This window comes from Pseudomonas sp. NPDC090208 (assembly GCF_044746785.1).
Taxonomy (GTDB): domain Bacteria; phylum Pseudomonadota; class Gammaproteobacteria; order Pseudomonadales; family Pseudomonadaceae; genus Aquipseudomonas.
The window spans coordinates 1-16,297 of sequence record NZ_JBIVCU010000018.1 but is presented as its reverse complement, the minus strand read 5'-3'; the positions used below and the strand labels follow the sequence as shown (position 1 = coordinate 16,297).

The 16,297-nt window shown below is 63.4% G+C and carries 13 protein-coding genes; 9 read left to right on the top strand and 4 right to left on the bottom strand.

Translation table 11 applies throughout. The features are described from left to right. Positions 1-281: 281 nt before the first annotated feature. The 3 genes from ACIPL0_RS24770 to ACIPL0_RS24760 all read right to left on the bottom strand — a co-directional run bounded on the left by ACIPL0_RS24770 (position 282) and on the right by ACIPL0_RS24760 (position 2,682). Positions 282-488: a co-regulatory protein PtrA N-terminal domain-containing protein gene (locus ACIPL0_RS24770; protein WP_400600459.1), complete on the bottom strand. Its 207-nt coding sequence runs from the start codon at positions 486-488 to the stop codon at positions 282-284. A 141-nt stretch (positions 489-629) separates the two neighbouring features. Next, the gene (locus ACIPL0_RS24765) at positions 630-2,015 is read right to left on the bottom strand and encodes a sensor histidine kinase (RefSeq protein WP_400600461.1); all 1,386 of its coding nucleotides are present in this window, start codon (positions 2,013-2,015) and stop codon (positions 630-632) included. After that, positions 1,993-2,682 (bottom strand): response regulator transcription factor, encoded by a 690-nt coding sequence (locus ACIPL0_RS24760; RefSeq protein WP_400600463.1) that lies wholly within the window; start codon positions 2,680-2,682, stop codon positions 1,993-1,995. Before ACIPL0_RS24760 ends, ACIPL0_RS24765 begins: the two co-directional genes overlap by 23 nt. A 149-nt stretch (positions 2,683-2,831) precedes the next feature. Here ACIPL0_RS24760 and ACIPL0_RS24755 point away from each other — a divergent pair, with 149 nt between their 5' ends. The 5 genes from ACIPL0_RS24755 to ACIPL0_RS24735 all read left to right on the top strand — a co-directional run bounded on the left by ACIPL0_RS24755 (position 2,832) and on the right by ACIPL0_RS24735 (position 9,573). Continuing rightward, a complete protein-coding gene (locus ACIPL0_RS24755) occupies positions 2,832-3,533 on the top strand; it encodes a response regulator transcription factor (protein WP_400600465.1) in 702 nt (233 codons plus the stop codon). Between the two features lie 215 nt (positions 3,534-3,748). Continuing rightward, positions 3,749-5,134: an efflux transporter outer membrane subunit gene (locus ACIPL0_RS24750; protein WP_400600492.1), complete on the top strand. Its 1,386-nt coding sequence runs from the start codon at positions 3,749-3,751 to the stop codon at positions 5,132-5,134. Continuing rightward, positions 5,131-6,330: an efflux RND transporter periplasmic adaptor subunit gene (locus ACIPL0_RS24745; protein ID WP_400600467.1), complete on the top strand. Its 1,200-nt coding sequence runs from the start codon at positions 5,131-5,133 to the stop codon at positions 6,328-6,330. Before ACIPL0_RS24750 ends, ACIPL0_RS24745 begins: the two co-directional genes overlap by 4 nt. Then, positions 6,327-9,413, top strand: coding sequence for an efflux RND transporter permease subunit (locus tag ACIPL0_RS24740; RefSeq protein ID WP_400600469.1), 3,087 nt, complete (start codon positions 6,327-6,329; stop codon positions 9,411-9,413). Before ACIPL0_RS24745 ends, ACIPL0_RS24740 begins: the two co-directional genes overlap by 4 nt. Beyond that, complete coding sequence (locus ACIPL0_RS24735; protein WP_400600471.1) at positions 9,406-9,573, top strand: DUF3606 domain-containing protein; 168 nt, start codon at positions 9,406-9,408, stop codon at positions 9,571-9,573. The genes ACIPL0_RS24740 and ACIPL0_RS24735 overlap by 8 nt, the downstream gene beginning before the upstream one ends. A gap of 868 nt (positions 9,574-10,441) precedes the next feature. On the opposite strand, the gene ACIPL0_RS24730 is transcribed toward ACIPL0_RS24735, so the two are convergent. Next, positions 10,442-11,245, bottom strand: a complete 804-nt coding sequence (locus ACIPL0_RS24730; protein ID WP_400600473.1) for a SirB1 family protein — start codon at positions 11,243-11,245, stop codon at positions 10,442-10,444. Between the two features lie 207 nt (positions 11,246-11,452). Here ACIPL0_RS24730 and ACIPL0_RS24725 point away from each other — a divergent pair, with 207 nt between their 5' ends. The 4 genes from ACIPL0_RS24725 to ACIPL0_RS24710 all read left to right on the top strand — a co-directional run bounded on the left by ACIPL0_RS24725 (position 11,453) and on the right by ACIPL0_RS24710 (position 15,790). Further along, positions 11,453-12,475 carry a Glu/Leu/Phe/Val dehydrogenase dimerization domain-containing protein gene (locus tag ACIPL0_RS24725; RefSeq protein WP_400600475.1) on the top strand — a complete coding sequence of 341 codons (1,023 nt, stop codon included), beginning with the start codon at positions 11,453-11,455 and terminating at the stop codon, positions 12,473-12,475. 89 nt (positions 12,476-12,564) lie between these two features. Next, entirely contained in the window at positions 12,565-13,665 is a 1,101-nt protein-coding gene (pdhA, locus tag ACIPL0_RS24720; RefSeq protein ID WP_400600477.1) for a pyruvate dehydrogenase (acetyl-transferring) E1 component subunit alpha, read from the top strand. Beyond that, positions 13,655-14,665 (top strand): alpha-ketoacid dehydrogenase subunit beta, encoded by a 1,011-nt coding sequence (locus ACIPL0_RS24715; RefSeq protein ID WP_400600479.1) that lies wholly within the window; start codon positions 13,655-13,657, stop codon positions 14,663-14,665. Before pdhA ends, ACIPL0_RS24715 begins: the two co-directional genes overlap by 11 nt. Positions 14,666-14,683: 18 nt before the next feature. Beyond that, a complete protein-coding gene (locus ACIPL0_RS24710) occupies positions 14,684-15,790 on the top strand; it encodes a dihydrolipoamide acetyltransferase family protein (protein WP_400600481.1) in 1,107 nt (368 codons plus the stop codon). Positions 15,791-16,297: the final 507 nt, after the last annotated feature.

The following is a 16,297-nucleotide window of genomic DNA, read 5'->3' as shown; positions in this document are numbered from 1 at the left end:
CAATCAAAAGCGCCGGTGTCCACGCACCCTTAGCAGCCCGGCTTGCCGGCGTTGGCGTCTGCCGGATCGCTGCCGCTGGCAAGCCATGCTGCTACGGGACTTTCAACACCGACCTGTAGGAGCTGGCTTGTCCTGCGAGCAGCGACGCAGTCGTCGTAAAACCTGCGCATGCGGTTTTCCTGACGTTACGGCGGCTGCGCAACTGCCCGCAGGAAAAGCCCGGGCCTACAGGCATGCGTCATTCACAGGCGACGGCGCTGACACCGCGATTCACTCATCCATCAATTGGAGCGCTCGGCCTTGTCGTTACTCGACTTCAGGCTGGCAACGGCCTGGGCGTGCTCGTCATGTTGCTGTTGATAATGAGCCATCGCCACTTCGCGGGCCTGTTCCATGCGTTCGGCGACTTTGTCGCCACCGCCTTCGGCCATGGCGGCAACGGAGGCGGTCATCAGGGTCAAGATCAGCAGTGCTTTGAGGGATTTCATCAGGTGTGTCTCCAGTATTCGGGGGATGGCCGGCCTGGTGTCAGGCCGGTGTTGCTTGAGTACGGGACCATCTTACGAAGCCGCGTATTTCACCCCTTTCCCCGGGACATGAACTTTTTGACAGGCACCGATTTCACTCAATCAAGCCCGCTTCATGCGCTCGATTTCCAGTGACAGGCCCACCAGTTCGATCTGGCAACCCGGTTGTGCGTCCTCGACCTGCAGCGTCATTTCATGCAGCTTGGCGACCGCCGAGACCATGCTCAGCCCCAAGCCGTTGCCGGCGGTGTGGCGGCTCGATTCGGAACGGTACAGACGACGGAACACCGCCTCGCGCTCGGCTTCGGGAATGCCCGGGCCGTTATCGCTGACGCGCAGGCCCGAACGGGTCAGATCGCCAATCGTCTGTAAGCTGACCTGGCTGCCGGGCGGCGAGAACTTGATCGCGTTATCCAGCAGGTTGCACGTCGCATCGAACAACAACTGCGCGTCGCCCAGCATCAGGCATGGCGTTGCCGTGGGCTGGAAGGTCAGACGAATGCCTTTCTCTTCGGCCAGCGGTTCGAAAAACTCGGCAGCGTCTTCGCAGATCCGGTTGAGGTCGATCTCGGCGAAATCGCTGCGGCGGGCGCTGGCTTCAATCTCGGACACGCGCAACAACGCGCGGAAGGTCGAAAGCAGGCCCCGGGCATCCTCGATCGCATCGTTGATGGCGGCAGCGTATTCCTCCTCGCGCAAGTGACGCCGTTGCGCCCGCTCAAGGCCTGCCAGCAGCCGAGTCAACGGTGTGCGCAGGTCGTGGGCGATGTCATCGCAGACACCCTTGACCTCGCTCATCAGGCGCTCCAGCTCATCGAGCATCTGGTTGACCACCGTGGCGATCCGGTCAATGTCGTCGCCATTGCCACGTGTGGGCAGGCGCTCGGTCAGCTCACCCTTGACGATGCGTTCGATGGAGCCGCTGAGCATGTCCAGCCGGCGCCGCGCCGAGTGGCCGAGCCAGACCGCACCGAGCAGACCGACCACCAGCAGCAGCGAACCGCCGGAAATCAGGGCGTTGACCAGCAGTTCGTCGAATTCGCGGATGTCATGGATGTCCTGGGCGACCAGCAGAATCTGGCCGTTGTCGAGCCGATGGGTCATGAAGCGGATAGGACGATGGTGGCCGTTGCCTTTTTCCCATTGAAAGTCCTGCGCCTTGTCGAACTGGCTGAACGCTGGCATCGGGCTGATCGCGCCCGCCAGCAAACGTCCACTGGAGTCGTAAAGGCCATGGGGCAGGCGGCCTTCGACGTCTTGCCTGGCGTGTTTGCGGATCTCCAACAGGCGCACGTCATCCGCTTGTGCGCCACGGTTTTCGATCTGGCGATACAGCGCCACATCGGTTTCCGTGGTGAGGTAGCCGGCGGTCTGCCAATAGATGTAGCCGAACAGGCCCAGAAACGAGAAGCCGAACAGCGCCAGCGACATCAGGGCGGTGCGAAAACTGATGGTGCGCGGGATATCACTCAGGTGCACGGAGAACATAACCGGCTCCACGAATGGTATGGATCATCTGTTCTTCCCCTTCGCCGTCGACCTTGCGGCGCAGGCGGCCCATGTGTACTTCGATCACGTTGGTGCGCTCGTCGTAACTGTAATTCCACACCGCCTCGAACAGCATGGTGCGGGTCACGACCTGGCCGGCGTGCTGCGCCAGGTATTCGAGCAGGGCGTATTCGCGGGGCAACAGCTCGATCTGGCGGTCGCCGCGACGAATGCTTCGGCGCAGCAGGTCCAACTCCAGATTGCCGATCTTCAGACGGCTGACCCGCTCCTCGACCGGGCCGCTGTGACGGCGGGCGAGGGCATCGAGGCGGGCGGTCAGCTCGATGAATTCAAAGGGCTTGGTCAGGTAGTCGTCGCCACCGGCGCGCAGGCCGCGCACCCGTTCGTCTAGCGCACTCAGCGCGCTGAGGATCAGCACCGGCGTGTTGATGCCCGAGGCACGCAGGGCGGTGAGCATGCCCAGGCCGTCGAGGGCGCCGGGCAGCATGCGGTCCAGCACGATGATGTCGAAAGGGACGCTGATGGCCTTGACCAGGCCGTCGCGTCCGTTGTCGGTGCAGGTGACTTCAAAGCCGTGGTCCTGCAAGGCAGCTTCGATTTCCCTGGCGGTGGCAATGTCGTCCTCGACGACCAGTACATGGGTCATGGGCACTTCACGTTAGATAGGCTGATAGGTGGGCGCGGCAAGCAGGGCGGTGCTTTGGGCGAGGTATTCGTTTAGTGTGCCTGCTCAAGCATGGTCAAAAAGTCGTGCCAACCTGAAAAAAAGTTTAGTTTCGTCAGCGGGAGTGCAACGTGAGAGTCCTGGTCATTGAGGATGATGCCCGCGCCGCGGCGTATCTGGTGCGAGGCTTGAGCGAAAGCGGGCACGTCGCGGACGCCGTCGAGGATGGCCGCAGCGGCCTCGACATTGCGCTGGAAGGCATCCATGACGTGCTGATCGTCGACCGCAAATTGCCTTTGCTCGACGGCATTTCGCTGGTCCAGGCGCTGCGGCGTGAAGGTGTGCGAACGCCGGTGCTGATGCTCAGCGCGCTGGATTCCACTGCGCACCGGGTCGAAGGGCTGCGTGCCGGTTGTGACGACTATCTGGGCAAGCCCTACGCATTCGTCGAGGTGCTGGCGCGGCTCGATGCACTCATGCGTGGCCGCGATCAGGTGCCCGGTGCCACGCCACGCGTCCTGCGCGCCGGCAAGCTGCAACTCGACACGACCGCTCGCACGGTCACCCGCGAAGGCAAGTTGCTGAGCCTGCAAAACCGCGAATCGCTGATTCTGGAAAAACTCATGCGCCACTGCGATGAGGTCGTCACCCGCAGCATGCTGCTGGAAGCTGCCTGGGATTACGACTTCGACCCCATCGACAATGTCATCGACAAACACATCTATCGCTTGCGCCGCAAACTCGATGCCGGGTTTGCCGTCTCGCTGATCCAGACCGTGCCGGGCGTGGGCTACCGGCTGCTGCCGGAAGACGACTCGCCTCCTGCAAGCTGAGCGCAAACGGCCGGTCTTGAGCCTCTGCGCAGACGTTTTTCATCCAGCTAAACAAAAGTTTATCTACGGGCGAACGTGGCGCCATGCCAGCGTTGTTACTGTCCAGACCATCACGAGGATCGCCTCGTCCCGGTTTGGAGATGCCCTGGAAAATGGTCGCTACGGCCCCTTTTTTATCAAAACGCACCGTGTTTCGACGGACGCTGTTGTCCGTCATGCTCGGCGGCGTCGTGCTGCTCGGTGGATGCTCGCTGGTGCCGGCCTGGCATCAGCCGGAGTTGCCGCTGGCGGCTGACTGGGCTGCCGATCACCCGGCGTCTGCCGGCAGTGCTGCGGGTGGTCAATGGTGGACAGCCTTTCATAGCGCCGAGCTCGACGGGCTGATGCAGCGGGGCCTCAACGACAACTACACGCTCAAGGCCGCCATCAGCCGAATCGAGCAGGCCCGCGCTTCCGCGCAAGTGGCAGGGGCGGGGATGTACCCGAATCTGGCGCTGGGCGGCAGTTATCAGCGGCAGAACAACTACGGCACCACGGCAAAGCGCAGCGTGTTTGCCGAAGCCACTTATGAGGTCGATTTCTGGGGCAAACAGCGGGCGACTGCCGATTCTGCCAAGGCGCTGGCCAGTGCCAGCGTTTTCGATGCGCAAACCCTGCGCATGACCCTCAGCGCCAGTATTGCCGATACCTATTTCCAGGTGCTGTCGCTGGAGGATCGCCTGCGTCTGGCGCAGACCATCGCTGACGACGCGGCCCGGGTGCTGGAGCTGGTGCAGGTTCAGGCCGGTCAGGGTGCGGTGTCGAATCTGGAAGTCGAACAGCAGCGCAATGCCTTGCAGACCTTTCAGGCCGCACTGCCGACTCTGCGTCAGCAGCGTGACCAGGCGCTGTACCAACTGGCAGTGCTGGTGGGCGCACCGCCGCAAGGCTTCGCGCTCAGCCAGCCCGGTCTGGCAGACATGCCGGTTCCGCAGCCCGACGCCGGGCTTCCGATCGGCCTGTTGCGTCAGCGCCCGGATATTCAGGCCGCCGAAGCGCGCCTGCAATCGGCCAATTTCGATGTGGGCGTGGCCCGGGCCGCATTCCTGCCGAACCTGTCGCTGGACCTGCTCGGCGGCATCGACACTTTCTCCGGCCAGCGCATCTGGAGCGCCATCGGCACCCTGGGGCAGCCGCTGTTCAGCGGCGGGCAGCTCAGCGGACAGCTGCATTTCGACCGGGCCCACGTGCAGGAGCTGACCGCCAGCTACCGCGAATCGATCATCGAGGCGTTGCAGGACGTCGAAACCCAGCTCAGCGCCGCTCACGAACTGGACAAGAGCTACCAGATCAATCAGGCCGCCGTGGTCTCGGCCCGTGAAGCGGCCCGGCTGGCGCAAGTGCGCTATCGCCTGGGCTCCACCGATTTCCAGACCCTGCTGATTGTCGAGCGCACCCAGTACCAGGCCGAAGACACCCTGCTGCAGGTGCGCCTGCAACACCTGCAAGCCGCCGTCGGCCTGTTCCGTGCGCTGGGCGGTGACTTCTCTGCGCCGAGCATTGCCGCCAGCGCCGCGCCTTCCACTTCTTCTTCCACTTCCGTTCAGGCGAACCCCCTATGACTCCGGTGCCTACCCAACCTCCTTCCCGCCGCCCGCTACGTCTGGTCATGGTGGTCGCCGGCCTGATTGTGGCGGTGCTGCTGGTCCGCGCGTCCTGGTCGGGACGGGCACAAGCCAGCCCCGCCAGCCAGGCCGACAGCGCCGTGCCGGTGCAGATGCAGCAGGCGCAACGCCAGGACTGGCCGGTCTGGGTCGATGCCATCGGCAGCGTTCAGGCGCTCAACACCGTCAACGTGCGGGTGCGGGTCGACGGCGAATTGCAGAAAGTGCTGTTCAACGAAGGCCAGATGGTCACCGCCGGCAGCCCGTTGGCGCAGATCGACCCACGGGTCTATCAGGCGCAGGTGGCACAGGCGCAGGCGCTGGTGGCCAAGGATCAGGCGCAACTGGCGAACCTGCGGGTCAACCTGGAGCGCGCCAGCCATCTGGCCGAGGCCAAGGCCGGGCCGACTCAGGACGTCGACACCTACCGTGCGCAAGTGGCGGCGCAGCAGGCCACAGTTCAGGCCGATCAGGCCGCGCTGGACAATGCCCGTCTGCAACTGGGCTTCACCACGGTCACGGCCCCCCTGACCGGTCGCACCGGCCAGCGTCTGCTGGACGTCGGCGCCATTGCCCATGGCGCCGAAGCCACGGGGCTGGTGACCATCACGCAGATGAACCCGATTTCGGTGGCCTTCGCGGTGTCGCAGGACGAGCTGCCGGGGATTCTTCAGGAAAACGCACGGCAACCGCTGCAAGTGGTGGCGATGAGTCGCGACGGCAAGCAGCAGATCGCCAGCGGTCATCTCAGCTTCATCGACAGCCAGGTGTCGGCGGCCAGCGGGCAGATTCAGCTCAAGGCCGAGTTCGACAACGGCGATCATCAGTTGTGGCCGGGTGAGCTGGTCAGCGCGCGCTTGCTGCTGCAGACCCACCGCGACGCCACCGTTGTACCGGCCACCGCCGTGCAGGATGGCGCCAAGGGCCATTACATCTATGTGGTGGGCCCCGATCAGCGCGTACAGCCCCGTCTGGTGCAGGCTTCTGCCACCGTGGACGGCCAGCAGTGGATTCGCGAAGGGTTGCAACCGGGTGAAACCGTGGTCGTTCAGGGGCAGTCGCGAATCGCCCCCGGCGTGCAGGTCTCGGCGGTCGCCACGGACACGGCCACAGCGGCCGCGCCGGTCAAAAATGAACTGGAGGCCCGGCGATGAAAGGTCTGTCCGGTCTGATCCATCACCGGGTGGGCTTGTGCCTGCTGGCGCTGGGCGTGTTGCTGCTCGGTGGTTTCGCCTACTTTCAGTTGCCGGTGGCGCCGCTGCCGACCATGGATTTTCCGACGATCCAGGTCACGGCCAAGCTCTCCGGGGCCAGTGCCGAAACCATGGCCTCGTCGGTGGCGACCCCGCTGGAGCGGGCCTTCGCGGCGGTGCCGCAAGTCACCTCCATGACCTCCACCAGCGCGGCGGGCAAATCGCAGATCGTTCTGCAGTTCGACCTGTCGCGCAACATCGACGGGGCTGCGCAGGACGTGCAGACGGCGATCAACACCGCCACCCCCAACCTGCCCAAGACCATGACCAGCGCGCCGACCTTCAACAAGGTCAACCCGGCCGAAGGCACGGTGCTGTCGCTGGCGGTGACCTCGCCAGTGCGTGCGCTGCCGCAACTGGACCTGTACGCCGACAACTACATTGCCCAGCGCCTGTCGCAGATGCCCGGTGTCGGCCTGGTGGATTTTCACGGGGAACAGAAACCCGCCGTGCGCATTCAGATCGACCCGGACGCCCTGGCCGCCCGTGGCCTGACGCTGGAAGACGTGCGCAGTGTCATCGGCTCCAGCACCCTGGACCAACCCAAGGGCAGCCTCGACGGCCAGTACCGTTCGGTGACGCTGGGGGCGACCGACCAGTTGCTCGATCCCCAGGGATATCGGGAGCAGGTCATCGCCTACAAGAACGGCGTGCCGATCAAACTGGGCGATCTGGGCCGGGTCATCGACGCGGCTGAAGATACCCAGCAGTCGGCGATGATCGGCGATCAATCGACGGTGATCATCGACATTCACAAACAGCCCGGTTTCAACGTGCTGTCGACCATCCAGAACATCAAGGCCCAGTTGCCCGGCCTGACCGCTTCGCTGCCCAAGGACGTGCAGGTGCAAGTGGTCGGCGACCGCACCCAGACCATCGAGGCTTCGGTCAGCGACGTGCAGTTCACCCTGCTGCTGTCGGTGGCGCTGGTGGTCATCGTGATTTTCCTGTTCCTGCGCAAGCCGACCGCGACGCTGATCCCGGCGCTGACCATTCCGCTGTCGCTGGTGGCGACCTTTGCGGTGATGTACCTGCTGGGTTACAGCCTGGATAACCTGTCGATCATGGGGCTGGCGATTGCCGTCGGCTTTGTGGTGGACGACGCCATCGTGGTGATGGAAAACATCGTCCGCCACCTGGAAATGGGCAAATCGAAATTGCAGGCGGCTGCCGAAGGCTTGCGCGAAGTCGGCTTCACCATCGTTTCGATGACGGTCTCGCTGATCGCCGTGTTCCTGCCGATCCTGCTGATGGGCGGCATCGTCGGGCGGCTGATGCGCGAGTTCGCGGTCACGGTGAGTGTGGCGATTCTGATGTCCTGCGTCGTTTCGCTGACCATCACGCCGATGCTGTGCGGGTGGCTGCTCGAACATGGCGAGGATGAAAAACAGAGCCGTTTTTCCAATGCCTGCGAGCGGGTGCTGAAGGCCATTCACGACGGCTACGAACGCAGCCTCGACTGGGTGCTCGGCCATCAGCGCATCACCCTGGCGGTCGCGCTGGCAACTGTGGTGGCGACGGGGGCTCTCTATGTACACATTCCAAAAGGCTTCTTCCCGCAGCAGGACAACGGCCTGATCACCGGGATTGCCGAAGCGGCGCCGGACATTTCGCCGAAAGCGATGAACGCGCAAGTGGCGCGGCTGGTTTCGGTGGTCGAGCAGGACCCGGACGTGGCGCGGGTTTACGCCTGGGTGGGGCCGAGTCCGACCATCAGCCAGGGCCGGGTGATGGTCAATCTCAAGCCGTTCAGCGAGCGCAGCGCGTCGGCCCAGGAGGTGATTGCACGGCTGCAACCGCAGTTGAACCGGGTCGACGGCATCAAGCTGTTCCTGCAGGCCAACCAGGACATCCAGATCGGCGGGCGGGCGAGCAAGACCCAATATCAATACACCCTGCAAGACCCGGACAGCCTGGAGCTGGATCACTGGAGCGGTGTGCTGCTTGAAAAACTGAAAAAGCTGCCGCAACTGCAACACGTCACCTCCGACCAGCAGCGTGCGGTCGCTCAGGCCACGCTGGTCATCGACCGCCCCACGGCGGCACGCATGGGCGTGACGGTGCAGGCCATCGACGACGTGCTCTACGACGCCTTCGGCCAGCGTCAGGTGGCAACCCTGTTCACCCAACTGGACCAGAACCATGTGATTCTCGAACTCGATCCGCAGTGGCAGTTGTCGGTGTCCAGCCTCAGCCACCTCTACGTGCGCGCCAGCTCCGGGGCGCTGGTGCCGCTCAATATGCTGGCGCAGATCAGGAATGAGCAGATGCCGATCGTCATCAACCATCAGGGCGTGTTCCCGTCGATCACTCTGTCGTTCGACCTGGCGCCGGGCCACGCCTTGAGCGAGGCGGTGACGGCCATCGAGCAGGCGTCGTTGCAGGCGGGATTGCCGGACAGTGTCAGCGGCAGTTTTCAGGGCACCGCCCAAGCGTTTCAGGATTCGCTGAAGTCGCAACCGTGGTTGATTCTGGCGGCGATTCTGACCGTCTACATCGTGCTAGGTGTGCTGTACGAGAGCGCCATTCATCCGCTGACCATTATCTCGACGCTGCCTTCGGCCGGATTCGGTGCGCTGCTCGCGCTGATGCTTTGCGGTCAGGATCTGTCGGTGCTGGGGATGATCGGCATCATTCTGTTGATCGGCATCGTCAAAAAGAACGCGATCATGATCGTCGACTTCACCCTGGAGGCCGAACACCGTGGCCTGTCGCCGCAACAGGCGGTGCGCGAAGGCTGTCTGCTGCGCCTGCGACCGATCCTGATGACCTCGCTGGCGGCACTGCTGGGCGCGATTCCCCTGGCGTTCGGCCATGGCGCCGGTGCAGAACTGCGCCAGCCGCTGGGCATCGCCATCGTCGGCGGACTGGCGGTATCACAACTGCTGACCCTGTACACAACGCCCGTGGTGTACCTGTGGTTCAGCCGTATGCGCGCAAAACGGCCATCGGCCGACGTAACGGAGGTGGTCAGCCATGCGTGATGAAAAGGGCAATCAGGATTTCATCGTGATCAACCTCGACGACAAGTTCGAGGTGCTCTACTGGACGAAAAAATTCGGCGTCACCCACGACATCCTCAAACGCGCAGTCCGCGAAGTCGGCAGCTCCTCCCGCGCGGTTCAGATCAAGCTCCGGCGTTGACCTGAAATGCGGGGGCCGGCTTGCCGGCGGTGGCGTCTGTCCGATCGCTGCCGCTGGCAAGCCATGCTGCTACGGGGCTTTCAACACCAATCTGTAGGAGTGAGCTTGCTCGCGATAGCAATTGTGCCTGCTACGCAGATGCCGCCTGACCCAACGCATTCGCGAGCAGAGCTCCCTCCCACAACATCAAAAGCCTCGGCATACACGCATCCGTAGCAGTCCGGCTTGCCGGCGGTGGCGTCTGTCCGATCGCTGCCGCTGGCAAGCCATGCTGCTACGGGACTTTCAACACCAATCTGTAGGAGTGAGCTTGCTCGCGATAGCAGTTGTGCCTGCTACGAAAATGCCGCCTGACCCAACGCATTCGCGAGCAGAACTCCCTCCCACAAGATAAAAAGCTTCGATGTACACGCATCCGCAATGCGAAGACCCACCATTATTTTCGAAGCCAAAAAGTTCGCTGGCTTTAATTGAATGGCTGTTTGAGAAAGTTGCCTTTAATACTCTAATAGTTCCAATGAGCCACTATCACTGCCCCTCCAAAAAACACGCCCAAAAAAAAGCCGCTGCACAAGGGCAGCGGCTGAATAGACGTATGATCCAGGAGCTTGACATCAACGTCGGAAGACAGGGCAGATAGTAGCGACACAGGCTTTGCCGAAACACCGTCGTTCTTGATATTGAGTTTTTCCAGTCAGGCAACAATTAAAAAAGCGCGACATTAAATAAACGGTTGCGCAGAAAAGACCCTGACTAAACAACCCAACCGATATAAGACCAAATAATAATAGGCAGAGGACCGTCGGTCGTTTATATCGACAAACAACGGCCCCGACTTATACCGGGGCTCTTTTCATTCGGGGCCGCCTCAGTGCAAGGCGCTGACCGAGGGCAGAGTTTTCAGCCGTTGTTCCAGGCGCAGGCGCTGCACCGGGTCGTCGCTGAGCAACATGGCGTGTTCCAGGTCGAAACGTTCGCCCTGCGGGCATTCCAGGTTCTGGTACAGGCTGGCGCGGGCCAGGTAGTCGCTGATGTTGGCCGGACCGAGTTCCAGCACGCGGTCGGCGTCCTTGAGAGAAGCCAGTAGATCGTCGTTGATTTGGTGCAAATGGCGCAGGTTGCGTGACAGTCGCTGCAACATCGCCTGGGGCGTCGCGGTTTTCATGTGGTCGGCCTTGAGCGCCATGTCCGGGCCGAACTGGCGCAGCAGCAACTGGCGGCAGTCGGCGGGATACAGACGGCGTCCGTCGCACGGGTCCAGCGCGTGGTCGGCGCCGGGCACGCGCAGCAGGAAATGGCCGGGGAAATTCACCCCTTCGAGGGGAATCTCCAGGCGTCGGGCGATTTCCAGTGCCACCAGGGCAATGCCCAGCGGCTGGCCACGCCGGCGGTCGATGACCTTGTGCAGCAGGGCCACCTGCGGCTTGGGCTGAGCCACGTCATCCTGCTGAAAACCCATGGTCGACATGTAGCGCAACAGCGGCTGGGCCAGTTCGGCGGCGGGTAGCAGGGGCAGGGCGGCGCTGATGCGACGGGTGTACTGCGCGAGCAGTTCCCGGGATTCCTGCGGGTCGAACTGCGCATCGTGTTCAACAGATATCCACAGCGCCGCTTCGAAGGTCGAGGGCGGCGTGCGCTGCAGACAGGCAAGGCACTGTTGGCGTGGATTCATCGACTTCTCCCGGCAGATCAGGCGGCTTGACGTTGGGGCTGGGAATGCTTCGTTGTAGCCCTGGCCACGGGTTACGTCCAGTGGCATTTGCCGATTGGCGTGTTGTGTCGGAAATCTCCCTGAATGTGTCGGATTATGTCGGGAAGAGACGCCGCTTTTTTCCGGCTGGGCCTATACTCGCCAATACAAAAAGCGGGAGCACTGCCTATGTTCGCTCTCATGCAAAGTTCACGCGTGCAATCGCTGCACATGGTTGTCGACGCCTCTACCTGCCTGAAAGCGATCATTGCCATTCACAGCAGTCAGAAGGGGCCGGCCCTGGGCGGATGCCGTTACCTGTCCTATCCAAATGAAGAGAGCGCCATAGAAGACGCTATTCAGTTGGCCAGGAATATGAGCTACAAGGCCGTGCTCGCCGGTCTGTCGCTGGGCGGCGGCACGGCTGTGGTTCTGCGTCCGGCCCACGTGCCGGACCGTGCCGCGCTGTTCGAGGCCTTTGGCCGTTTCATCGAGAGTCTGGACGGGCGTTACATCGCCGCCATGGACAGCGGCACCTCCAGCGAAGACATGGACTGCATTGCCCAGTTCACCCAGCACGTCACCAGCACCACCAAGGTCGGCGACCCGTCGGCCTATACCGCGCTTGGCCTGTACGCCGGCATCCGCACCACCGCCATGGCCCGGCTGGGCAGCGACAACCTCGAAGGCCTGCGCGTGGCGATCCAGGGGCTGGGCCATGTCGGCTATGCCCTGGCCGAGCAGTTGCACGCCGCCGGCGCCGAACTGCTGGTGGCCGACCTCGACAGCGGCAAGGTGCAACTGGCGATGGAGCAACTGGGCGCCAAGCCGGTCGCCAGCGAAGCCTTGCTCAGCACCCCCTGCGACATCCTCGCGCCCTGCGGGCTGGGCGGCGTGCTCAACAGCCACAGCGTGACCAAACTGCGCTGCGCCGCCGTGGCCGGTGGTGCCAACAATCAACTGAGCTGCGCGGCCATCGCCGATCAACTGGAAACTCGCGGCATTCTCTATGCCCCCGATTACGTCATCAATTCCGGCGGCCTCATCTACGTCGCCCTGCAACATCAAGGAGAAAGTCCGAACACCATCACGGCACATCTGTCCCAGATAGGAACACGGCTGACCGAAGTGTTCGCCCATGCCCAGGCCGAGAAGCGCTCACCCGCGCGGGTCGCCGACGCATTGGCAGAACGTCTGCTGAATATCGACTGAGCGACCTTACCGGTTGCCGGTCGGACCCCTCGCCGCCACAAGTGGCGAGTCGTGACCATCACGCCCACCCGGCGTGTCAGGAGTGTGCAATGTCCAATAACAAGATCGATCTTGCGTACACCCGTTACCTGGCCCCCGACGGTCGCCTGACCGCACAGCTTCCCCCCTGGGCCGACGACTTCAACCTGCTCACCCGTCTTTACCGGCAAATGGTCCTGACCCGGCTGTTCGACCAGAAAGCCGTTGCCCTGCAACGCACTGGCCGCATCGGCACCTACGCGCCAACCCTCGGCCAGGAAGCCATCGGTGTCGCCATCGGCAGCCTGATGCATCCCGAAGACGTGCTTATTCCTTATTACCGTGACACCGCCGTGCAACTGATGCGGGGCGTGCGCATGGAAGAAATCCTGCTGTATTGGGGCGGCGACGAGCGCGGCAGCCAGTACGCCGAGCCGGCGGTGGCCCAGGATTTCCCGTTGTGCGTGCCGATTGCCACCCAGGCGCTGCATGCCTGCGGCGTCGCCAGTGCGTTCAAGATCCGCGGTGAACACCGGGTCGCGGTCACCACTTGCGGCGACGGTGCCACCAGCAAGGGCGACTTCCTCGAAGCGCTGAACGTGGCGGGCGCCTGGCAACTGCCGGTGGTGTTCGTGATCAACAACAACCAGTGGGCAATCTCCGTGCCCCGGCGCATCCAGTGCGGCGCGCCGACCCTGGCACAGAAAGCCATTGGCGCCGGTTTCCACGGCGAGCAGGTCGACGGCAACGACATCCTCGCCGTCTACGACCGCATGAAAGTCGCCCTCGACCGGGCGCGCAAAGGCAAAGGCCCGGTGCTGCTGGAATGCCTGAGCTACCGGCTCGGCGACCACACCACCGCCGACGACGCCACCCGCTACCGCCCGGCCGATGAGGTCAAGCAGGCCTGGCAGGAAGAGCCGATCAAGCGCCTGCAAGCGTTCATGGCCAGTCAGGGCGTGTGGGACGAGGGCCGCGAACAGGCGCTGATCAGCGAATGTCAGGGCCTGGTGCAGCGGTCTGTGGATAACTTCGAGGCCGCCGGCAACCAGGCGCCGGAATCGGTGATCGACCACGTCTACGCGAAATGGCCGGCGGTGCTGGCTGATCAGCGCGAGTGGTTCCTGGAGCGTGTGGCCCGTCGCAACGGAGGTGCCGATCATGGCGAATGAACTGCCGGAAGTTGCCACAGGCAAAAAACTCAGCCTGCTTGAGGCGGTCAATCTGGCCCTGCACAGGGCCATGGCCGAAGACGAAAATGTCGTGGTGCTCGGCGAAGACGTCGGTGTCAACGGCGGCGTGTTCCGCGCCACTCAGGGTTTGCGCGACACCTTCGGTTTCAAGCGGGTGATCGACTCGCCGCTGGCGGAAACCATGCTCGGCGGATTGGTCATCGGCATGGCCGCGCAAGGCCTCAAGCCGGTGGTGGAGATCCAGTTCATGGGCTTCATCTATGCGGCCATGGAGCACCTGGTGTCACACGCCGCGCGCATGCGCAACCGTACGCGCGGGCGGCTGAGCTGCCCGATGGTCATGCGTTCGCCCATGGGCGCCGGGATTCGTGCGCCGGAACATCACAGCGAGAGCACCGAGGCGATGTTCGCCCACGTGCCGGGCTTGCGCGTGGTGATTCCATCCTCGCCGGCCCGGGCTTATGGCCTGTTGCTGGCGGCCATCGATGAACCTGATCCGGTGATCTTTCTGGAGCCGACCCGCTTGTACCGGATGAACCCACAGCCCTTGGTCGACGACGGCAAGCGTCTGCCGCTGGACACCTGCTTCACCTTACGTGAAGGCAGCGACATCACCCTGATCAGTTGGGGCGCCAGCGTGCACGAAACCCTGCAGGCGGCGTCGGCACTGGCCGGGCAGGGGATTTCCGCCGAAGTCATCGATGTCGCCTGCGTCAAACCGCTGGACCTCGACACCCTGGAAGCCTCGGTGCGCAAGACCGGGCGCTGCGTGATCGTCCATGAAGCGCCGCGCTCCGGCGGGCTCGGCGGGGACATCGCCGCCAGCCTCTACGAGCGGGTGCTGCTGGACCTGCAGGCGCCGATCCAGCGGGTCACCGCGCCGGACATTCCGCCGCCGCTGTACCGCCTGGAGCAGCTGTATATCCCCAGCGTCGAAGACATTCTTCACGCCTGCGACTGCGCCCTGAATGACGCCTGACGGCCGAGGAGGCTTGCGATGAAATATTTCAAACTGCCCGATCTGGGCGAAGGTCTGCAGGAAGCGGAAATCGTCGAGTGGCACGTCAAGGCCGGTGACACGGTCAAGGCCGATCAGTTGGTGGTGTCCGTCGAGACCGCCAAGGCCATCGTCGATATCCCGGCGCCTTATGACGGCGTGGTGGCGAAGGTTTACGGCGGCGATGGCGACATCCTGCACGTCGGCGAACCGCTGATGGCGTTTGAAGGCGAGGGTGATGCCGGCACGGTGGTCGGGCGTCTGGAAGGCGGTGGCGACAGTCAGGACGATCAGTTTTTCGTTGGCGCTGCGCCTTCGACCCGCGAGCACATGTCGGCCCGCGCCACGCCTGCGGTGCGTCAACTGGCGCGGCAACTCGGGGTGGATCTCAATGCCCTCAACGGTTCCGGCCGCGATGGCCTGATCACCCGTGCCGATGTGGAAAACGCCTCCCAGGCCGAGCGCGACAAGTTCGGCGGCGAGAAACTGCGTGGCGTGCGCCGCAGCATGGCGCTGAACATGGCCAAGTCCCACGCGGAAGTGGTGCCGGTGACGATCTTCGGCGATGCCGACCTGCATCGCTGGGCGTCGGCACGGGACCCGCTGATCCGCATCGGGAAGGCCATGGCGGCGGCGTGCAAGGTCGAGCCGGTGCTCAATAGCTGGTTCGACGGCAAATCGCTGTCGATCAAGCATCACAATAACCTTGATCTGGGCATCGCGGTGGACACCCCGGACGGCCTGTTCGTGCCGGTGCTGCGGGACGTCGGCAACCGCGAGGCAGCGGATTTGAAAGAGGGCCTGAACTGCCTGCGCGCCGACGTCAAAGCCCGTTCGATCCCACCGCGGGAAATGATGGGCGCGACCATCACCCTGTCCAACTTCGGCACCCTGTTCGGACGCTACGCCAACCCGGTGGTGGTGCCGCCGCAAGTGGCGATCCTCGGCGCTGGCGGCATCCGGCAAGAGCCGGTGGCGATGGACGGACAAGTGGTGATCCACCCGATCCTGCCGCTGTCCCTGACCTTCGACCACCGCGCCGTCACCGGCGGCGAAGCGGCGCGGTTCTTCAAGGCGCTGGTGGAGGAACTGGAAAAACCGGAGTAGCTATTGGCTGATGAAACCTCTGGCGGCTGGGCTCCGTGAACATCCGTAGGAGCCGGCTTGCTGGCGAACCGTTGTATCAGGCGACATTGATGCAACTGACCCGACGCCTTCGCCAGCAAGCCGGCTCCCACGGCCTTTGGCCAGAAGCGGAGCGCGTCCACGATCAGTCCCTCATCGCCCTGACACCCCACACCCCCGTAGGAGCCGGCTTGCTGGCGAACCTGGCTTTCAGGCGACATTGATGCAACTGACCCGACGCCTTCGCCAGCAAGCCGGCTCCCACGGCCTTCGGCCAGAAGCGGAGCGCATCCGCGATTAGTCCCTCATCGCCCTGACACCCCACACCCCCGTAGGAGCCGGCTTGCTGGCGAACTGTTGTGTCAGGCGACATTGATGCAACTGACCCGACGCCTTCGCCAGCAAGCCGGCTTGTATGCTTAGACTTGATGGGGTGGGCAGGACGGAAAGCCGAATCTGACTCTAGCCAGTACAGACCGTTGGGAGACT